Genomic DNA, 17,808 nt, shown 5'->3' with positions numbered 1-17,808 from the left:
GCGCGGGCGCCGCCATCATGCAAGACAGCACAGGGGTTCGCATGCTCGATCCAGGCCGCCGGACGCTTCTCGCGGGCCTCGCCGCCGGTGCCACGTCGCTTGCGCGCCCGGCGCTTGCCCAGCCGGCCTGGCCCGCCAAGCCCGTCCGCTTCATCGTTCCCTGGCCGCCGGGCGGGCTGAACGACCTGATCGCGCGCGCCTACAACGACCAGGTGTCGCGCCGGCTGGGCGTCGCCGTGGTGAACGACTTCAAGGCGGGCGCGGGCGGGCGGATCGGGGTCGCGGAAATCGCCCGCGCGACGCCGGACGGCTACGTGATCGGCATGGGCAACCTCGGGCCGCTCACCATCTTCCCGCATCTTTACCGCGACATGCCCTATGACGTGCGCCGCGACCTGTTGCCGGTGACGATGTTCGCGGCCTCGCCGCTGGTGCTGGTGGTCAACAAGGACCTGCCGGTGAACAGCGTGGCGGAGCTGGTCGCGCTGGCGAAGCAGCGGCCTGGGCGGATGAACGCGGCCTCGGTCGGCGTGGGCACGGCGCAGCACCTGATCTTCGAGATGCTCAAGGAGCGCGACGGCATCCAAATGGAGCACGTGCCCTACAAGGGCACCAACGAATCCCTGCCCGCGATGCTGTCGGGCGACGTGCAGGCGATGTTCGACACGCTGCCCCTGATGCTGCCGCAGCTCAGGGCCGGCGCGATCCGCGCGCTGGCGGTGACGACCCCGGCGCGCCTGGCGCAGCTTCCCGAGGTGCCCACCATGATCGAGGCCGGCTATCCCGATGCGGACGTGGTCACATGGTATGCGGTGATCACCCCCGCCGGCACGCCGCGCGCCATCACCGACCGCCTCTTCGACGCCTACACCGAGGCGGCCGGGACGCCCGAGGTGAAGCGGCTGCTGGAGGAGCAGGGATTGATCTACCTGCCGAACACGCAGGACGGCTTCGCGCGGCGGATCGAAGCGGAATCCACCCGTTGGGCCCGCATCATCCGGGAGCAGCGGATCAGCGTGCAGTAAAGGCCGGGCGCGCCGCCGCTTGCCCCTCAACCCCGCCGCCGCCGCCGCGTTCAGCCAGACCGGCGCGGCGCGGCGGAAGGGAGACACGGGCTTGCCCCTGCTGACGCGCGACGACCTCCGCCGGCAATCACGGTTCGCCTGGTTCTGCATCCTCCTTCTCGCCGCCATGGCCGCCTGGTTCTGGTCGCTGGACAAGCGCAACGCCTCCATGGGCACGCTCGTCGCGCTGGTGGGCTGCATCGGCCTGATCCTGCCGCCGCGGGAACGCATGGCGGTTCTGCCGCAACGCCTGCGGGCGCTGCCGCGCGCGCTGGACTGCACGCCCGTCCTCGCGACCATGCTCAGCAGCCCCGGCTATGGCCTGAACTGGTTCTACGGCGAGAACCCCTACGACGAGATCGTCCATCTCTTCAGCGGCGCCATGGCCGGCGCGGTTCTCGTGGCGCTGCTGCTGGCCGACGGGCGCGCCCGCAGCGCGCGCCGCATCACCCTTTCCGGCCTGGTCTTCGGCCTGCTGCTCGGTTGCCTCTGGGAGGTCTTCGAGGGGATGACCGGCCTGATCGGCGACTTCACGGACACCTGGACCGACATTCTGCTGACCTGCCTCGGCGCCACCGCCGCCGCCATCATCGCGGCGCGCCGCCACGCGGCCCGCGCATGATCCACGCCCCGCCGCCCGCCGGGCCCGGGCGCGGGATGCTGGTCGCGACCTACAACGTCCATCGTGGCCGTCCCCCGGCGGGCCTGTTCCGGCCGGAGGGAATCGCGCGGGTCATCGCCGAGATCCGCCCGGACCTGATCGCCTTGCAGGAAGCCCAGCACTACCTGCGCCCCGACCGCGCGATGCTGGACGAGGACATCCTGGCGCGCGAGGCCGGGCTGCGTTCCCTCCGCCTTCCGGACCGCCCGGGCGAGCAGGGCTGGCGCAGCAACCTTGTCCTGGTCCGCCGCGACGCCGCCGTGCTGCGTCCGCCGCTGGGCCTGCGGATCGGCGGCATGGAGCCCCGCGGTGCCATCCTCGCCGAGCTGGATCTGGGCTGGGGACCGTTCCGGCTGATCGCGACGCATTTCAGCCTGGGCGCCTCCAGGCGCAAGCGCCAGGCGGAGGCCCTGCTGGCCGCCATGGAAGCCGGCGCCGGCTCAAGCCTGCCGACCCTGCTCATGGGTGACCTGAACGAGTGGCGCGCCGGCGGCTCCGCCCTGGGGGTGCTGGAGCCGGTGTTCGGCACCTCGCCGCAGGTGCCGACTTTCCCGGGCTTCCGCCCCTTCCTCGCGCTGGACCGGATCATGGGGCACCCGGCGGGAATGGTCACCGGACTGCGCGCGCACGACACGCCGCTGGCGCGGCGCGCCTCGGACCACCTGCCGCTGACGGCGCGGGTCTCGCTCCCCGCGCCGCGCTGACCGGGCGGCGCTCCGCGGCGCCGCCTGCCCCGGGATCAGGCGATCTTGCGGTCCGCCGCCGGGGGCAGGAAGCGGTCGGTGAACATGTCGCCCACCTTCGGCGGGTTGGCTACGCCATAGGCCTCCGCGTTCGCGCGGATCAGCGTCTCGGCGCGGGCCGCGTCCATCACGCCCGTGCCCCCGGCGCGCACATTGGGGGTCAGGATGGAGCGGTCGCGCGTCATGGCCCAGCGGCGCTTCTCCAGCGCCTCGTCGAACAGCGCCTCGCGCTTCTTGAGGGAGGCCATGCCGGCATCGGGATCGGCGATCAGCATCTTCAGCCCCTCCACCGAGGCGCGCACGAAGCCGGCCGCGAGCTGCGGGTTCTTGTCGAGCCAGTCGGCGCGGGCGATCAGGGCGCTGCCGTAGATGTCCAGCCCGTTCTCGGCATAGGGCCAGGCCACGATGTCGCTCTCGGGCGTGCCGAGGCCGACGAGGTTGAAGTAGGTCGTGAACAGGAAGCCCGTCACCGCGTCCACCTGGCCCTGGGCCAGCATGGTGTCGCGCAGGTTCGCCGCCATGCTGGTCCAGCGAACGCCGGAGGCATCGATGCCCGCCACGCGCGCGAAGGCCGGGAAGAGCATGCGGCTGCCCTCGCCCTCGGGTGCGCCCAGGCGCTTGCCGGCGACTCCCTTGGGATCGGTGATGCCGCTCTTCTTCAGGGTGATCAGCGCGGCCGCCGTGCGGTCCAGGATTTGGTAGAAGGTGACCAGCCGCTTGTCCGGGTTCTCGGCGTTGAACTTCACCAGGGTCGAAACATCGGTGTAGCCGACGTCGTAGGCGCCGGATGCCACCTTCACCGTGGTGTCGCCCGAGCCGAAGCCGCGGTCCATGCGCAGCCCGATGCCCTCGCGCCGGAAGATGCCGCGGTCATCCGCCAGCGAGAACATGCCGTGGTTGCCCTGCAAGGCCCAGTCGAGCGCGAAGCGCACGGGGGCCTGGGCATGGGCCGTACGGACCGCGGGAAGCGCCAGCCCGGCGGCGCCGGCGGCGATGAGGGTGCGACGAGCGATCATGGGATGGCGTTCTCCGAACTGAGCAGATCTGGTGGGCGTGTCCGGTATCGACCGGCGCGGGCCAGGCGTCCATGCAGGAAGGATGCCGCCCGGCGCGGCGCTTCGCTCAGCCCGGAACGGTGCTCGCCTCGTCCATGTCGACCCCGACGCTCACCGTGTGCTCGCCCCCGCCGAGGATCACGCCGAGCAGCGGGGAAACGTCGCCGAAGTCGCGGCCCCAGCCGAGCACCACGTGCTCGTCCGAAACGAACAGGCTGTTGGTCGGGTCCATCTCGACCCAGCCGGCCTCGTGGCCCATCCAGGCCGCCACCCAGGCATGGGACTGGTCCGCGCCCACGCGCCGCACCCCGCCGGGGGCGGGATGGGTGCGGATATACCCGGATACGTAGCGCGCGGGGATGCCAAGCATCCGCAGCCCCGTGACGAGCAGGTGCGCGAAGTCCTGGCACACCCCCGCGCGGCGCTTGAGCACCTCCTCCACGGGGGTGGAGACGGTCGTGACCCCCGCGCGGAAGGCCATGTGGTCGCGGAAATGGCGGATCATCTCCACCGCCGCCGCCCCGACCATGCGGCCCGGCGTGAAGTAGGGCGCGAGGAAGGCGCGGGCCGCCTCCACCGGCGGCAGCGTCGGGCTCGGGAACAGGAACTCCGCCGCGGCGGGATCGCGGAGCGCCATGGCGCGGATGGCCTCCCAGGGCGGCGTCTCGGCCGGCAGGGGCGGAGGGGCGGTGACCTCCACCAGGGATTCGGCCGTCACGGTCAGGCGGTCATGGGGCCGTTCGAGGTAGAACCAGGCCGTGGGATTGCCGAAGTGATCCAGCCCCTCGCTGCGCCGCCCCGGCGGAGGGTCGCAGGAAAGGCCGCTGCGCGCCACGCGCTGCCGGAACCGGGGCTGCAGCAGCGGCCGCGGCGTCAGATGAAGCAGGTGGGTCGCCATCTCCACCGGCAGTTCATAGGCATAAGCCGTGACATGGCGCAGGCGGTAGATCACGCCGCGCCCCGCACGACCGTGGCCGGGAACGGCGGCTCGGCCGTGTCCACGCCCAGCAGGCGAGGATGGCTGACCAGCGTGAAGTAGCGCCGCCCGATCGCGTCGGACAGCGACCCCACGGCGCCCTCCAGGGCGAGCAGCCGGGGCGAGAGGAGCGTGGCGGCGGAGGCGCCGTCCGCGGCGACGGCCACCTCGGCGGCCATGGCCTCGCCATCCCGGCGGAGGCGGCGCGCCCAGGCGGAAAGGCTGGGATCGCCTCCGCCCTCCACCCCCGCGAGGAGGCGCTCGGCCGCGGAAAGCTGGAACAGCAGCCCACGGGGGTTGGCGGGATCGGCCATCACGAGGTCCAGCGCCGGGGCCGGTTGCAGCACGTGCAGGTAGCGCGTGCGGTAGGTGATGACCGAATCGCAAAGCTCCAGCGCCAGCGCGAGCGCGCTCTCCACCCGCGCGGGCGGCTCGGCCAGCAGGTGGCCGAGCAACGCCGCCACGCTGGCACCGCGCTCCAGCCGCCGCCCCAGGTCGAGAAAGGTATGGGCCCCGCCGCGCACCATGTTCTCCGCGGCCACCCCCGCGACGCCCGAGGCATAGCGCACCAGCCCGCCCAGCGCGGCGCCCAGCGCGGCCGGGTTCGATGCGCCCATCAGCGCCGCCCGGCAGTCCCTGAGCGGCAGGGTGAAGGCCGCGTGCATGTCGCTGGTCAGGCGGTCGCGGGTGCCCTCCACCAGCCGGGCGACCTCTCCGGTCAGCCGGTGCAGCCGCCCGCCCTCGCGCCCCGCCTGGAGAATGGCACGGCGGAGCGCGGAATCGTCGCCGGAGGTGGGCACCTCCTCCTTGGTGATCAGCTTCGCGTCCAGCAGGCAGCGCGAGAGTGCCGCGACCTCCGCCAGGTCGCGGGGCAGCATCGGGGCGCGGTCCAGCCGCACCATGGTGGCCCGCAGCAGCCGCGCGGAATCGTCCAGCCGCTCCACGTAGCGGCCAAGCCAGAAGAGGTTGTCCGCCACACGGGAGGGAAGGTCCCCGGCGGCGCGGCGGATGGCCAGCATCGGCACCTGCAGCGCGCCGGGGCCGCGGATCTCCGTGCGTTCCCCGGACAGCACCCAGACATCCTTGGAAAGCTCGCCCCCGGCCTCCGGCGCCGCGGGATCGGCCACGCGGGCGAGGCCGCCCGGCAGGCAACGCCAGCCCTGCCCGTCATGCAGGAGGAAGAGGCGCAGGCTGACGGGCCGGGGCTCCAGGCGTTCGCCGACCAGGGTGGGCGCCAGGGAGGCGACCGGCCTCGCCACGGCGGCCAGGGCGCGCGGATCGGCGGCCGCGTGCCTTGCCGGCGCTGGCCCGGCCAGGCCGGCCGCGCGAAGGGTGAACTCCCCGGGCGAGGCGGCTTGGCGGGCGAGGGAGGCCGGGTCGCCCAGCCAGAGCGTCTCGACCGAGGGAATTGCCAGCTGCTCGCCCAGCAGGCGCCGGCACAGGGCGGGCAGGAAGGCGGGCAGGCCAGGCGCCTCGGCAAGGCCCGCGCCCGGGTGGTTGTGCACACTCAGCGAGCCGGCCCGCATCGCGTCCAGCAGGCCCGGCACGCCGGCGGCCGTGCGCCCGCCCAGCTCCAGCGGGTCCAGCGCCGCCCCGGGAATGCGGGACAAGAGGACGCGGACCGGTTGCAGCCCGCGGAGCGTCTTGAGGAACAGGGCGCCGCCCCGCGCGCTCAGGTCGCCGGCCTCCGCCAGGGCGCAGGAGAGGTCGCGCGCCAGGGTGACGTGCTCGGCCCAGGCGGGGTGGCCGACGCCGGGGGTGAGGAGGGCCACCGTGGCCGCTCCCTCCGGCTCCGTGCCGGCCGCGCGCTGCAGCACGTCCCTCCAGGCATCCACGAAGGGCCGGATCGGACGGAACTGCACGGCGCGGGCGCATTCCGGCAGCGTCCGCGCCATGTGGGAACGGTTGGCATAGGCCTGGGCCAGGCCATCCATGGCCACAACGCTGTCCCCCGACACCCGCCAGATGCCATCCGGCCCGCGCAGGAGATCCGCCGCGTAAAGGTGCAGGAAGGGACCGGGGACGCTGTTGCAGCAGGGGCGGAGGAAGGCAGGGTTGGGAAACACCAGCTCCGGCGGGAGGGCGCCCTCGGCCAGCAGGTTCTGCGGGCCGTACAGGTCGGTCAGCACCGCCTCCAGCAGGCGGGCGCGCTGGGCTAAGCCCTCGGCCAGGGTGGCGAACTCGGCGCCCTCCAGAACCAGCGGCACGGGGTCCAGCCGTCCCGCCGCGGCGCGGCCCTTGCCCCCATGGGCCGGCAGGAGGCCGGCGGAGCCCTCCTCCTCGAAGGCGCGGTCCAGGAGGCGGGCGCGGCCCGCCAGCCCCCCGTCCGGCAGGCTGGACAGCGCGCCCAGAAGGCCACGCCATTGCGGCCGCACATGGCCGCTGCCGTCCACCATCTCGTCCACCGGTTCGGCCACCGCTGCTCCGGCCGGGCTTGTCCCGTGCTGCGCGCTCACGTCGCCACCAGCGAGAGGGACGCGGAGAAGGTGACGCCGCAGGGCTCGTGCGTGCCGCTGACGGGCGCGGCCAGGCGCGGGTCGGAGGCGGCCGAAAGCGGGAGGTGGAACTCGGCGGCCAGCAGGCCGGAGGTGGGATCGAAGCCGACCCAGCCCGCGCCGGGCAGGAAGGCCTCCGCCCAGGCGTGCAGCTCCGCCGTGTTCTCGTTCGTGTCGAGCAGGTAGCCGGAGCAGAACCGTGCGGCGATGCCCATGGCGCGAAAGGCGTGCACCAGCAGCCAGCCAGTGTCCCGGCAGGAGCCCTGGGCCCGCGAGATCACCTCCTCCGGTTCCCAGATGCCGGGCTCGTCGCGGCGGATGTACTCGATCTCGCCGGCGACGCGGCGCGCCACCGCCAGAAGGGCCGGTATGGTGTCCTCGCCGTTCTCGCGTCGGGTGGGGATCAGGGCGGCGATGCCTTCTCCCGTGACCCCGGAGCGCAGGTTCGGCGCGAGCTCCGCCGCCAGCAGAGGATCGTAGCGGAAGGGCCAGCGGTCCGCGCCGTCCTCCAGCACGAAGGCGAAGGGGTTCACGGGCACCAGCTCCGCCTCCAGCTCGGCGACCACCGTGAAATGCTCGACCCGGCCGTCGAAGACTGCGAGCGACTCCGGATTGCCCTGCGGGTCCCGGCGGTGGAACAACCGGTGGTTCGCGGGCTCCACCTTCAGCGCATGACGCCGGACCACGGCCGCGGCGTGCGGCGCCGGAGACAGGCGGATCGTCTGCGGCCCCAGGAGCACAGGCCGGTCGTAGCGATAGGCCGTGACGTGGGTCAGGGTGACGAGGCTGGCCATGCGGGGTGGTCTGGGCCCTTCCGGAGCTGGGGCGGCGCAGCATAGCCGCCGGGGCGGCGCAGGATACCCCTGTTGCGCCCCTGCACGGAGGGAGGCCGCGCTGGCGCAGGGATCGCCCGGCGTGGCATCACGCGGCGCGCGCATCGCCACGGGCATTGGGCCCGCGGGCGGAACCGGCATCCGGCCTCGGAGAGACACCCATGGGCACCAAGTACCACATCCAACGCCGTGCCCTGCTGGCCGGCGGCACAGCCCTCTCCCTCGTGCCGGTGCCCGGCGCGCGGGTTTCGGCGCAGATCCTGGACAAGGTGTCCTTCCAGACGGATTGGCGGGCCCAGGCGGAGCATGGCGGCTACTATCAGGCGGTGGCGGCCGGCATCTACCGCCGGCACGGCATCGAGTGCGACCTGCGCCAGGGCGGCCCCATGCAGAACCCGGCGCAGCTCCTGATCGGCGGGCGGGCGGACATGATCATGTCCAATCCCTTTCAGGCCCTGAACTACGTGCGCGAGAACCTGCCCTTCCTCTGCATCGCGGCGATCTTCCAGAAGGATCCGATGATCCTGATGAGCCACGAGGAGGCGGGGATCACGGGCTTCGAGGCGATGCGCGGCAGGCCCATCATGATGAGCGCCGCGGGCCGGGTCACGCACTGGCCCTTCCTGCGCGGGCGCTTCGGCTTCACCGATGCCCAGATCCGCCCCCACGCCTTCAACCTCCAGCCCTTCATGGCCGACAAGGGCGCGATCCAGCAGGGAATGGTGTCCTCCGAGCCCTATGCCGCCATGCGGGCGGGCGCGCGGCCGCGCGTGCACATGATCGCGGATGCCGGCTACGAGGCCTACAACACCACCATCGACATCTCCGCCCGTATGATGGCCGGAAAGCGGGACCTGGTTCAGCGCTTCGTGGACGCGACCGCCGAGGGCTGGACCGAGTACATGAAGGGCCAGGACATCGGCGCCGCCAACGCACTGATCCAGGCGCAGAACGCCGAGATGCCGGCGGAGAAGATGGCCTACGGCCTGCGCGTCATGCAGGAACGGAAGATCGTCACCGACAACGAGGCCGCCACGCTCGGCGTCGGCGCCATGACCCATGAGCGCTGGGACCGCTTCTATGCGACCATGCGCGACAACGGCGTCTATCCCGCCGGACTGGACCTTCGGCGCGCCTATTCGCTGGACTTCGTGAACCGCAGGGGGGGGCTGGGCTGAGGCGGGGCGAGCCCCCGCGCATCGCCGCGCCGGCCATGGTTCCGGCGCGGCAGGATCGGGCGGGCGGTGTCACCACGGCAGGTCCACCCAGGACAGGTGGCCGCCCTTGCCGGCGCCGGTGTCCATGAACACCGCCGCGCCGCCGCCCGCGCCCACCTGCATCAGGGGGCGCCCGTTGGCGCTGCGCACCTCGTGGCCGCAATAGATGGTGAAGCCCTGGGGAATGCGGTCCACCCAGTCGTGCAGGCGCTCGGGGTAGCCGTCCTCGCGCATGCGGCTGGTCACCTGGCCGAACAGCGCGCGGGGCACCAGGCCCTCCGGCTTGCGCGCCCCGGCATCGGGTGGGGGCGCGGCATGCAGCATGCGCGGGTGGAATCCGCCATGCACGAACAGCCGCTGGTCGATCCGCAGCCAGGCCGGGGCACGGCCGATCTCCAGCACCGCCCGCCGCCGCAGCGCCTCGCCGTCCTCGGAGGCGTCGATCTGCTCCAGCGTGCGCCCGAGGCCGGCCGGTTCGATCCGGATGGGCGCGCCCTCCAGCGCACGGCGAAGCTTGTGGTCGTGGTTGCCCAGCACGAAGAGCCCCCGTCCTTCCGCCCGGAGCGAGAAGGCGCGGCGCAGCACGCCGGGCGCGTCGGGACCGCCGTCGGTCAGGTCGCCGAGCTGGATCAGGAACAGGCGCTCGGCCAGCGCGCCGTCGGCCGCGGCATGGAAGGCCGCCGCCTCGCCGTGCACGTCGCCCACGACGCGCAGGCCTTCGAAGCGGGCGCGCAACTCCTTCAAGCCGTCGCCTCCTCCCTCGGCGCGCGGGCGGCGGCGCGGAGGGCGGCCAGCGCCCTTGCGCGGCCTTCGGCATGACCGATCACGGGCCGCGGGTAAACGCCCTTGCCGGACCCCGGCCCGCGGCGGATCCCCTCCGGCACGTCCGAGGCGTGATGGATGAGGCGGAACGGCATCCGCGACGGCGCCCAGGGCCGGACATCGGCACCTTCCGGGCCGAGGTTTTCACCCGTGGTGCCGGAAAGGCGGATGTCCTGAAGGGAGCGGAGGATGGTGGAACGGCTCATGCCGGGCTCTCCGCGCGGCGGCGCATGGGCGCGAGCGGCACGCTGTAGAGGCGGTCCGGCCCGAGCAGGAAGACCCGCCCGCCCCGGGGAAACAGGCGGCCCAGGGCGGGGTCGCGCATGTCGAGGCCACCTGTATAGGCGCCGAAGGCCGGCAGGATGACGCGCCGGGCGTCGGTCGCGAAGCAGGGGCGGCTGACCGGGCCCGCGCGGGTGGCGAGCGTGGCCTTGGGGTGGAAGTGGCCGCTCAGTTCCCCGGCCGCGCGCGGGTCCGCCTCGTGCCGGAAGGTGAGGGGACCGTCCGAGAAGGTGTTCACCGCGATGCCCGGCAGGCCCACGGGGGCGATGGGGTCGTGGTTGCCCAGCACCCAGACCACCTCGCTCGCCGCCGCCAGGATGCGGGTGAGGGCGGCGCAGTCGGACGGCGCCATGCGCTGGCAGCCCAGGGCGTCGTGGAAGCTGTCGCCCAGCAGGATCAGCCGCGAGGGCCCGTGGCGGCGCACCGCCAGCGCCAGCTTCGCCAGGGTCTCGCGCGTGTCGTAGGGCGGCACGAAGAAGCCTCGCGCCGCGAAATGGCTGCCCTTCTCCAGGTGGAGGTCCGAGACGATCAGGCTCCGCCGCGCGGGCCAGGAAACCACGCCGGAGGGGTCGAGCATCAGGCGCTCGCCCGCCAGGTGCAGGGGCGCGGGGGTCATGGCGTGGTATCCCCGCCCGGCAGCCTGGCGCTGCGCACGAAGCGGCGCGGCGGGGGGCGGCGCTTACGGTCCTGTCGGCGGGGGCGGTCCACCACCCCCGAACGCACGCGAAGCCCCTCCGTCACCTCCGATAGAACGTCGGCGAAGTGCTCGGCGCCTCCCGTGGCGTCGTCCACCAGGGCGGCGGCTTCGGCCAGGAGCGCGTCCTCGGCGCCGCCGGCCACCCATTCGCGCCCTTCCTCGATCAGGGCTGGGACAGCGAGGGGGGAGACCCGGTCGAGCCGCCGGATGCGGATCGCGCCCCGGATGCGGGCGAGGAGGGTCGCGATGCGCCCCACATCGGTCAGCCCCGTCGCGGCCTCCGCCCTCGTCGCGCGGAGAAGGATGTGGTCGGGCTCGTGCTTGCGCAGCACGTCGTAGATCAGGTCGGAGTTCATGCTCATCTGCCGCCCGGACTTCTCGGCGCCGGGATGGTTCTTCTCGATCAGGCCCGCGATGGTCGCGATGTTGCGGAAGGTGCGGCGGAGCATGGAGCTTTCCGCGATCCATTCCTCCAGCTCCTCGCCGAGGATGTCCTCCTCGAAGAGCCGCTCGGGGTCGGTGGGCTCGAAGGCGCTCCAGGTGGCCAGCACGTAGTCCGTGCCGAGATAGCCCATGGGGCCGTAGCCCATGCGCTCCATCCGCTTGGTCACCAGCATGCCCAGCGTCTGGTGCGCAAGCCGGCCCTCGAAGCAGTAGGCGACCAGGAACCAGCGCCCGGCGCGGGGGAACACCTCCACCAGCATCCCGTCCCGCTGCGGCAGCTCGGAGCGTCGCTGCTGCAGGCGCAGCCAGTCGCGCACGGGGTCGGGCAGGGCGCGCCAGCGCCTGGGGTCGGACAGGATGGAGCGCACCCGGAAGGACAGGTTGGTGGAGAGCGGCAGGCGTGCCCCGGCATAGGCGGGCACGCGCGGCTCGCCCTCGCCCCCGCGCGTGACCACCATGGTCAGGGCATCGATCCCCTCGTAGCGCAGGGTCTGGCCGGCGAAGATGAAGCAGTGGCCGGGCTCCAGCGTGGAGGCGAACCATTCCTCGACCTCGCCGAGCACGGGGCCGCCGCGAATGCGCACCTTCAGCATGGGCGTGTCCACGATGGTGCCGAGATTCATCCGCGCCTGCCGCGCGACGCGGAGGTCGCGCACATGCACCATCCCCTCGGCATCCCGGAACAGCCGGCGGAAGCGCTCGTAGGCCCGCAGCGCGTAGCCGCCGTCCTCCACGAAGCGGAGCACGTCGTCGAAGTCGCGCCGGGACAGGGCGGCATAGGCGCCGGCGCGGGTGACCTCGGCGTAAAGATCGTCGGGGTGGAAGGGGGCCTGGCAGGCCATGGCGAGCAGGTGCTGCGCCAGCACGTCGAGCCCGCCGGGCCGGGGCGGCTCGCCGTCCAGCTCATGGGCGCGCACGGCCTCGGTGGCGGCGACGCACTCGATCACCTCGAAGCGGTTGGCGGGCACGAGAACGGCGCGGGAGGGCTCGTCCATGCGGTGGTTGGCGCGCCCGATGCGCTGGAGAAGCCGCGCGACCCCCTTGGGCGCGCCGACCTGGATCACCTGGTCCACCGCGCCCCAGTCGATGCCGAGGTCCAGCGAGGCGGTGGCCACCACGGCGCGCAGCTTCCCCGCGGACATGGCGGCCTCCACCTTGCGGCGCTGCTCGATCTGCAGGCTGCCATGGTGCAGCCCGATGGGCAGGTTGCCTTCGTTCAGCCGCCACAGGGCCGCGAAGATCAGCTCCGCCTGGGCCCGGGTGTTGACGAAGACGATGGTGACCGCCGCCCCGTCGATCCGGGCCAGCACGCCGGGGGCGGAGGCGATGCCCATGTGCCCGCCCCAGGGCAGGTGGCCCTCCGGGAGCATCAGGTCCATCACCGGCTCCGCCCCGCCGCGGCCGGTGACGAGGCGCACGTCCTCCGCGCGGGCGGTGGGGGAAAGCCAGGTGCGGAGCGCCTCCGGATGGGCGACGGTGGCGGACAGCCCCGTGCGCCGCAGGCCGGGCGCCAGGACATCGAGCCGTGCCATCAGCAGGCAGAGCTGGTCGCCCCGCTTGGTGCCGGCCATGGCATGGGCCTCGTCCACCACCACGGCGCGCAGGTTCCCGAAAAGCTCCGGCGCCTCCGGTGAGGAAAGAAGGACCGCCAGGCTCTCCGGCGTGGTCAGGAGGATCTGCGGCGGCGTTTCGCGCTGGCGGGCACGGCGGTTCTGGGGGGTATCGCCGGTGCGGGTCTCGATGCGGATGGGCAGGCCCATCTCCGTCACCGGGTCCATCAGGTTGCGCGCGATGTCCACCGCCAATGCCTTCAGCGGCGAGACGTAGAGGGTGTGAAGCCCTTCCCGCGGGTTTGCGTGCAGGTCCAGCAGGGTCGGCAGGAAACCCGCCAGGGTCTTGCCGCCCCCGGTCGGTGCGATGAGCAGCGCGCTTTCCCCAGCCTTCGCCGCGCGCCAGAGCGCGAGCTGATGAGGGCGCGGTGTCCAGCCGCGCGCGGCGAACCAGCCCGCGAAGGGTTCCGGCAATGTTCCCATGGGCCCCCGGTATATGGCATGCATTCGGGCGGCGGCGAGGGCCGCTGCGCGAGAAGCTGCTGCGCAAAAGGGTGGAAGACCACGGCATGAACGAGTTGGCGACGCTTCTTCCCCTGGTCCTCGCGGGGCTGGCCCTTCTCGGCGTGGCGGTTCTCCTGCTCCGCCGCACCGGGGGCGAGGAGGCGATCGGCGCCCTGGCCGGCAAGCTGGACGCCCTGGGTGCCGCGCAGGACCGCCAGGCCATGGCGGTGGCGGACCGTGCCGCCGCCAGTGAGCGCGCCCTGGCGGACCGGCTTTCGGCGACGACCCTGGCCCTGACCGAGACGCTCTCGGCAGGGCTCGCCAAGCAGAACGACCGCCTGGCCGCGACCGAGCGCGCCCTGGCGGACCGCCTGGCCGGGCAGAACGAGCGCCTGGGCCGGGCGATGAGCGAGAACGCCCTGAAGGCCGAGGAAACGGCCGGGAAGATCCACGAGCGCCTGGCCGTGATCGACGCCGCGCGGGCCAACATGGAGGCGCTGGGCGCGCAGGTGGGGACGCTCGCTCAAATCCTGGGCAACAAGCAGTCCCGCGGCGCCTTCGGGGAGGTGCAGCTCCGCCAGCTCGTTGAGGACAGGCTGCCGCCCGGCGGCTTCTCCTGGCAGCACACGCTGGCCAACCGCACCCGCTGCGACGTGCTGATCCGACTGCCCTATCCGCCCGGGCCCATCGCGGTGGACAGCAAGTTCCCGCTCGAATCCTGGCTCGCCGCGCGCGACGCACCGGACGATGCCGCCCGCATCGCCGCCACCAAGCGCTTCGCCGGCGACGTGACGCGCCACGTGGACGACGTGGCCGGGAAATACATCTGCCCCGGCGAGACCGCCGAGGGCGCGCTGATCTTCGTCCCTTCCGAGGCGATCTACGCGGACCTTCACGCCGCCCATAACCCGGTGGTGGAGGCGGCGGCCCGGCGCGGCGTCTACATCGTTTCCCCCAGCACGCTCTGGGCCGTGCTGGGCACCATGCGCGCCCTGATGCAGGACGTGCGGATGCGGGCAGAGGCCGGGCAGATCAAACACCAGGTGGCCGAGCTGATGAAGGACGTGTCCCGGCTCGACGAGCGCGTGGGAAAGCTGCGCAAGCACTTCGTGGACATCCAGATGGACGTCCAGCAGATCGAGATCACCACCGGCAAGATCGCCCGCCGCGGCGTCGCGATCGAGGCCGTGGAACTGAGCGAGGCGCCGGCGCTTGGCGCACCGGTCGGCCTGCCGGCGCCGGTGGCGGACTGAGGGCGGCCACGCCTAGGCGGCGGGGGAGCCTTTCACCCGCATGAGGTGATGCATGCCCACCTCCTTCGGCGACTGGCATCCCAGCAGCGCGAGGTTGCGATCCACCTCGGAGGACAGGATGGAGATGCCGTGGCGCACGCCCGCTTCCCCGGCCACGGCGGCGGCGTAGAGGAAGGGACGGCCGACGAAGACGAAGTCCGCGCCCATCGCGAGCGCCTTCAGCACGTCCGAGCCGCGCCGGATTCCGCCATCCATCATGACGGCCATGGAGCCGGCGGCCGCGCGCACCTCCGGCAGGGCGCGGAAGGCGGAGATCGCGCCGTCCAGCTGGCGCCCGCCGTGGTTGGAAACGATGACGCCGTCCGCGCCCTCCTCGCCCGCGCGGCGGGCGTCCTCCCCGTGCAGGATGCCCTTCACCACCAGCTTGCCCTTCCAGCGGCGGCGGATCAGGGCGAGGTGCGACCAGTTCAGGTGGTCGCGCGCGCCGAAGTCGCGCTCCACGTTGCGGGCGATGATGGGGGCGCCGCGGGTGGCGTAGGAGTTCTCGAAATGCGGCATGCCGTGGTGGCGCAGGGTGGGCAGCATGGTGTCCAGCAGCCAGCGCGGCCGGATCGCCCCGTCCCATGCCAGGCGAAGCGTGGGCTTGAGCGGGGTGGAGAAGCCGGATCGCACGTTGTTCTCGCGGTTGCCCATCGTGGTGGTGTCCACCGTCAGCAGCAGCGTGCCGAAGCCCGCGGCCGCCACACGGTCCACCAGTCCGGTGATCCGCGCCTCCTCCCCGGGGAGATAGGCCTGGAACCAGCTTCCCGGGGCCTCGCGCGCAATCTCCTCCAGCGGGATCAGGGAGGAGCCGCTCATGATCATGGGAATGCCGGCATCGCGCGCCGCGCGCGCGAGAACGAGGTCGCCGCGATAGGCCATCATCGCGCTGATGCCCATGGGCGCGATGCCGAAGGGCGCGCGGTACTCGGTGCCGAGCAGCGTGGTCGCCATGCTGCGGCGGGAGACGTCGATCAGGTATCGCGGGCGGAAGGCCCAGTCGGCGAAGACGCCGCGGTTGTCCGCCAGCGAGCTGTTGGTCTCGGCGGCGCCGGCGACGTAGCCGAACAGCGGCCGCGGCAGCTTGCGCCGCGCCGCCGGCTCGAAGTCGTCGAGCGCCAGGACCGGGCGGAGGACCCGCGGCAGATCCTTGGACACGCTGCGATAGACGCTCTTCGCCGGGGGCGGGACGGGGGCGGCTCCGTTGCCGTCGGGCGGGCTCATGCGATGCGCTCCAGCACGCGGTCCACGAAGAGCCCGGCGCTGCCCAGATAAGTGGCGGGATCGGTGATCCCCGCGATGGCCCCGGCATCGAGGCGGGAGGACACGGCGGGGTCGCGCGCCAATGCCTCGGCCAGCGGCACGCGATCGGCCAGCGCGACATCGCAGGCGTGGTGCACGGCGTCGTGCGCCGCGCCGCGGCCGAGCATCGGCGCCAGCCCCATCATCACCGCCTCCGCCATGATCGCGCCCCCCGTGGCCTCCAGGTTCCGCCGCATCCGGGCGGCGTCCACCGTCATGCCCTCCGCGATCTGCCGCGCCTGATCGATCGCGCCATGGGTCAGCAGCAGGGCCTGGGGGATGGCCAGGGGCTCGGCCTGCCAGGGGCCGGTGCCGCGCTCATGGTCCAGCGCCATGGCGGACATGACCTGCGGCACCAGCGCGTGCACACCGCGGGCCTGCGCCAGCACGTATTCGCAGGCAATGGGGTTGCGCTTCTGGGGCATGGTGGAGGAACCACCCCGCCCGGCCTCGTGCGGCTCGAACACCTCCGCCACCTCGGTCTGCATCAGCAGCATCACGTCGGTCGCCATCTTGGAGAGCGAGCCGCAGAGGATGCCGCACCAGCAGACCGCCTCCGTCACCGTGTCGCGGGCGACGTGCCAGGGTATCTCGGGCACGGCCAGGTCCAGCTCGCGCGCCAGGGCATCGGCCACCGCCGGCCCCTGATCGCCCAGCGAGGCCAGCGTGCCCACGGCGCCGCCGAACTGCACGCGAAGCAGGCGCGGGAGCAGGGCGTCCAGCGTGTCCCGCGCGTTGATGAGGGGCGCCAGCCAGACGGCGCATTTGTAGCCGAAGGTGACGGGCAGGGCGTGCTGAAGGTGCGTGCGCCCGGCCATCACCGTGCCCCGGTGCTCCCGCGCGCGGGCGGCCAGCGCCGCGATCGTGCTGTCGAGGTCGGCGCGGATGAGCGCGAAGGCGTCGCGCATCGCCAGCACCAGCGCGGTGTCCAGGATGTCCTGGGTGGTCGCGCCCCAATGGGTCCAGCGCGCGGCTTCGTCCCCGGCCAGCGCGCCGAGCTGCTTCACCAGGCCCACCACGGGATAGCCCGTGTTGCGCGTGGCGGCGGCCAGCTTCGGCAGGTCCAGCCGGTCGGCGCGCGCCGTGGCGGTGATCGCGTCCGCCGCCGCCCGCGGGACGATGCCCAACCCGGCCTCGGCGCGCGCAAGGGCCGCCTCCACGTCCAGCATGCGCTGGAGGAGGGCCATTTCCCCGACGGCGCCGCGCATCGCGTCGGTGCCGTAGAGGACGCCCCAGACCGCGCCGTCCGCCGGGTTGACCGCCACGCTCAAACCGCCATCCAGACCGTCTCGCCCTCGCCCTGCAGGCGGAGATCGAGGTTCCAGGCATTCCCGCCAGCGGGCTTCGCGATGATCGTGCCGCGCCGGGCCTCGGGCACCGCCGTCAGGACGGGATCCGTCGCGTTCAGGGCTTCGCCTTCAAAGTACAGGCGGGTGGAAACGTGCTGCAGCAGCCCGCGCGCGAAGACGGCGAAGGCGACGTGCGGCGCCTGCATGGCATTGGCACCCGCGTGCGGCCCGACCGGCACGGGGCCGGGCTTGAGGGTGGTGAAGCGGAAGCGCCCCTGCTTGTCGGTGGCGCAGCGGCCATAGCCCTGGAAGGCCGTGGGATCGCCGTTCGGGTCCGGGTAACGGCCCTGCGGATCGGCATGCCAGATCTCGACCAGCGCGTCCGTCACCAGCGCGCCCGTGCCGTCCGTCACGCTGCCGGTGATCACGATGCGCTGACCTTCCGGCAGGTTGCCCGCGAAGTGGCGCGTGGTGTCCGCCCATTCCGGGAAGTCCACCAGATGCCAGTAGGGGCCGGCCGTCTGGTGGGCGGAGGCGACCGTCGCCTCGGAAGGCGCCAGCTCGGGCGTCGCGTCGGCCATG

At 72.9% G+C, this 17,808-nt stretch carries 16 protein-coding genes; 5 read left to right on the top strand and 11 right to left on the bottom strand.

What is annotated here, in order from left to right:
- The first annotated feature begins 41 nt into the window (after positions 1-41).
- The 3 genes from ACFFIC_RS00525 to ACFFIC_RS00515 are packed head-to-tail and all read left to right on the top strand — an operon-like array spanning position 42 to position 2,429.
- Positions 42-1,025 (top strand): Bug family tripartite tricarboxylate transporter substrate binding protein, encoded by a 984-nt coding sequence (locus tag ACFFIC_RS00525; RefSeq protein ID WP_377048050.1) that lies wholly within the window; start codon positions 42-44, stop codon positions 1,023-1,025.
- A 19-nt stretch (positions 1,026-1,044) separates the two neighbouring features.
- Complete coding sequence (locus tag ACFFIC_RS00520; protein ID WP_377048049.1) at positions 1,045-1,686, top strand: hypothetical protein; 642 nt, start codon at positions 1,045-1,047, stop codon at positions 1,684-1,686.
- Positions 1,683-2,429, top strand: a complete 747-nt coding sequence (locus ACFFIC_RS00515; RefSeq protein ID WP_377048048.1) for an endonuclease/exonuclease/phosphatase family protein — start codon at positions 1,683-1,685, stop codon at positions 2,427-2,429. The genes ACFFIC_RS00520 and ACFFIC_RS00515 overlap by 4 nt, the downstream gene beginning before the upstream one ends.
- 35 nt (positions 2,430-2,464) lie before the next feature.
- Here the strand turns inward: ACFFIC_RS00515 and ACFFIC_RS00510 are convergent, their stop codons facing one another.
- The 4 genes from ACFFIC_RS00510 to ACFFIC_RS00495 all read right to left on the bottom strand — a co-directional run bounded on the left by ACFFIC_RS00510 (position 2,465) and on the right by ACFFIC_RS00495 (position 7,788).
- A complete protein-coding gene (locus tag ACFFIC_RS00510) occupies positions 2,465-3,484 on the bottom strand; it encodes an ABC transporter substrate-binding protein (protein ID WP_377048046.1) in 1,020 nt (339 codons plus the stop codon).
- A 106-nt stretch (positions 3,485-3,590) separates the two neighbouring features.
- Positions 3,591-4,475 carry a transglutaminase family protein gene (locus ACFFIC_RS00505; RefSeq protein ID WP_377048045.1) on the bottom strand — a complete coding sequence of 295 codons (885 nt, stop codon included), beginning with the start codon at positions 4,473-4,475 and terminating at the stop codon, positions 3,591-3,593.
- Positions 4,472-6,955, bottom strand: coding sequence for a circularly permuted type 2 ATP-grasp protein (locus tag ACFFIC_RS00500; protein ID WP_377048043.1), 2,484 nt, complete (start codon positions 6,953-6,955; stop codon positions 4,472-4,474). Before ACFFIC_RS00500 ends, ACFFIC_RS00505 begins: the two co-directional genes overlap by 4 nt.
- Entirely contained in the window at positions 6,952-7,788 is an 837-nt protein-coding gene (locus ACFFIC_RS00495; protein ID WP_377048042.1) for a transglutaminase family protein, read from the bottom strand. Before ACFFIC_RS00495 ends, ACFFIC_RS00500 begins: the two co-directional genes overlap by 4 nt.
- Before the next feature lie 200 nt (positions 7,789-7,988).
- Between ACFFIC_RS00495 and ACFFIC_RS00490 the strand changes: the two genes are divergently transcribed.
- Positions 7,989-9,005, top strand: a complete 1,017-nt coding sequence (locus ACFFIC_RS00490; RefSeq protein ID WP_377048041.1) for an ABC transporter substrate-binding protein — start codon at positions 7,989-7,991, stop codon at positions 9,003-9,005.
- Between the two features lie 69 nt (positions 9,006-9,074).
- On the opposite strand, the gene ACFFIC_RS00485 is transcribed toward ACFFIC_RS00490, so the two are convergent.
- Genes ACFFIC_RS00485 through ACFFIC_RS00470 form a run of 4 tightly spaced genes read right to left on the bottom strand, consistent with a single transcriptional unit; the run spans position 9,075 to position 13,322 of the window.
- Positions 9,075-9,788 carry a metallophosphoesterase gene (locus ACFFIC_RS00485; protein ID WP_377048039.1) on the bottom strand — a complete coding sequence of 238 codons (714 nt, stop codon included), beginning with the start codon at positions 9,786-9,788 and terminating at the stop codon, positions 9,075-9,077.
- On the bottom strand, positions 9,785-10,072 hold the full coding sequence (locus tag ACFFIC_RS00480) for a hypothetical protein (RefSeq protein WP_377048038.1): 288 nt from the start codon (positions 10,070-10,072) through the stop codon (positions 9,785-9,787). The genes ACFFIC_RS00485 and ACFFIC_RS00480 overlap by 4 nt, the downstream gene beginning before the upstream one ends.
- A complete protein-coding gene (gene pdeM / locus ACFFIC_RS00475) occupies positions 10,069-10,764 on the bottom strand; it encodes a ligase-associated DNA damage response endonuclease PdeM (RefSeq protein WP_377048037.1) in 696 nt (231 codons plus the stop codon). The genes ACFFIC_RS00480 and pdeM overlap by 4 nt, the downstream gene beginning before the upstream one ends.
- A complete protein-coding gene (locus tag ACFFIC_RS00470; RefSeq protein WP_377048036.1) occupies positions 10,761-13,322 on the bottom strand; it encodes a ligase-associated DNA damage response DEXH box helicase in 2,562 nt (853 codons plus the stop codon). Before ACFFIC_RS00470 ends, pdeM begins: the two co-directional genes overlap by 4 nt.
- A gap of 86 nt (positions 13,323-13,408) precedes the next feature.
- On the opposite strand from ACFFIC_RS00470, the gene ACFFIC_RS00465 reads away from it, so the two are divergent.
- Positions 13,409-14,596, top strand: a complete 1,188-nt coding sequence (locus ACFFIC_RS00465; protein ID WP_377048035.1) for a DNA recombination protein RmuC — start codon at positions 13,409-13,411, stop codon at positions 14,594-14,596.
- A 12-nt stretch (positions 14,597-14,608) separates the two neighbouring features.
- Here ACFFIC_RS00465 and ACFFIC_RS00460 read toward each other — a convergent pair whose 3' ends face one another.
- The 3 genes from ACFFIC_RS00460 to pcaG are packed head-to-tail and all read right to left on the bottom strand — an operon-like array spanning position 14,609 to position 17,807.
- Positions 14,609-15,859 carry an alpha-hydroxy acid oxidase gene (locus ACFFIC_RS00460; RefSeq protein ID WP_377048034.1) on the bottom strand — a complete coding sequence of 417 codons (1,251 nt, stop codon included), beginning with the start codon at positions 15,857-15,859 and terminating at the stop codon, positions 14,609-14,611.
- The gene (gene pcaB, locus ACFFIC_RS00455) at positions 15,856-17,202 is read right to left on the bottom strand and encodes a 3-carboxy-cis,cis-muconate cycloisomerase (RefSeq protein ID WP_377048270.1); all 1,347 of its coding nucleotides are present in this window, start codon (positions 17,200-17,202) and stop codon (positions 15,856-15,858) included. The genes ACFFIC_RS00460 and pcaB overlap by 4 nt, the downstream gene beginning before the upstream one ends.
- Positions 17,203-17,204: 2 nt before the next feature.
- Positions 17,205-17,807 carry a protocatechuate 3,4-dioxygenase subunit alpha gene (gene pcaG, locus ACFFIC_RS00450; RefSeq protein WP_377048033.1) on the bottom strand — a complete coding sequence of 201 codons (603 nt, stop codon included), beginning with the start codon at positions 17,805-17,807 and terminating at the stop codon, positions 17,205-17,207.
- Position 17,808 lies beyond the last annotated feature (1 nt).

This window comes from Muricoccus vinaceus (assembly GCF_042433125.1).
GTDB classification, from domain to species: domain Bacteria; phylum Pseudomonadota; class Alphaproteobacteria; order Acetobacterales; family Acetobacteraceae; genus Roseomonas; species Roseomonas vinacea.
The sequence above is the reverse complement of the archived record's forward strand: the minus strand, read 5'-3'. Positions and strand labels throughout refer to the sequence as shown.

Excerpts from the sequence above, each read along its gene's own strand:
- ACFFIC_RS00525 (WP_377048050.1), top strand. The coding sequence starts at position 42 with ATGCTCGATCCAGGCCGCCGGACGCTTCTCGCGGGCCTCGCCGCCGGT.
- ACFFIC_RS00515 (WP_377048048.1), top strand. The coding sequence starts at position 1,683 with ATGATCCACGCCCCGCCGCCCGCCGGGCCCGGGCGCGGGATGCTGGTC.
- ACFFIC_RS00510 (WP_377048046.1), bottom strand. The coding sequence starts at position 3,484 with ATGATCGCTCGTCGCACCCTCATCGCCGCCGGCGCCGCCGGGCTGGCG.
- ACFFIC_RS00495 (WP_377048042.1), bottom strand. The coding sequence starts at position 7,788 with ATGGCCAGCCTCGTCACCCTGACCCACGTCACGGCCTATCGCTACGAC.
- ACFFIC_RS00490 (WP_377048041.1), top strand. The coding sequence starts at position 7,989 with ATGGGCACCAAGTACCACATCCAACGCCGTGCCCTGCTGGCCGGCGGC.
- ACFFIC_RS00480 (WP_377048038.1), bottom strand. The coding sequence starts at position 10,072 with ATGAGCCGTTCCACCATCCTCCGCTCCCTTCAGGACATCCGCCTTTCC.
- pdeM (WP_377048037.1), bottom strand. The coding sequence starts at position 10,764 with ATGACCCCCGCGCCCCTGCACCTGGCGGGCGAGCGCCTGATGCTCGAC.
- ACFFIC_RS00470 (WP_377048036.1), bottom strand. The coding sequence starts at position 13,322 with ATGGGAACATTGCCGGAACCCTTCGCGGGCTGGTTCGCCGCGCGCGGC.
- ACFFIC_RS00465 (WP_377048035.1), top strand. The coding sequence starts at position 13,409 with ATGAACGAGTTGGCGACGCTTCTTCCCCTGGTCCTCGCGGGGCTGGCC.
- ACFFIC_RS00460 (WP_377048034.1), bottom strand. The coding sequence starts at position 15,859 with ATGAGCCCGCCCGACGGCAACGGAGCCGCCCCCGTCCCGCCCCCGGCG.
- pcaG (WP_377048033.1), bottom strand. The coding sequence starts at position 17,807 with ATGGCCGACGCGACGCCCGAGCTGGCGCCTTCCGAGGCGACGGTCGCC.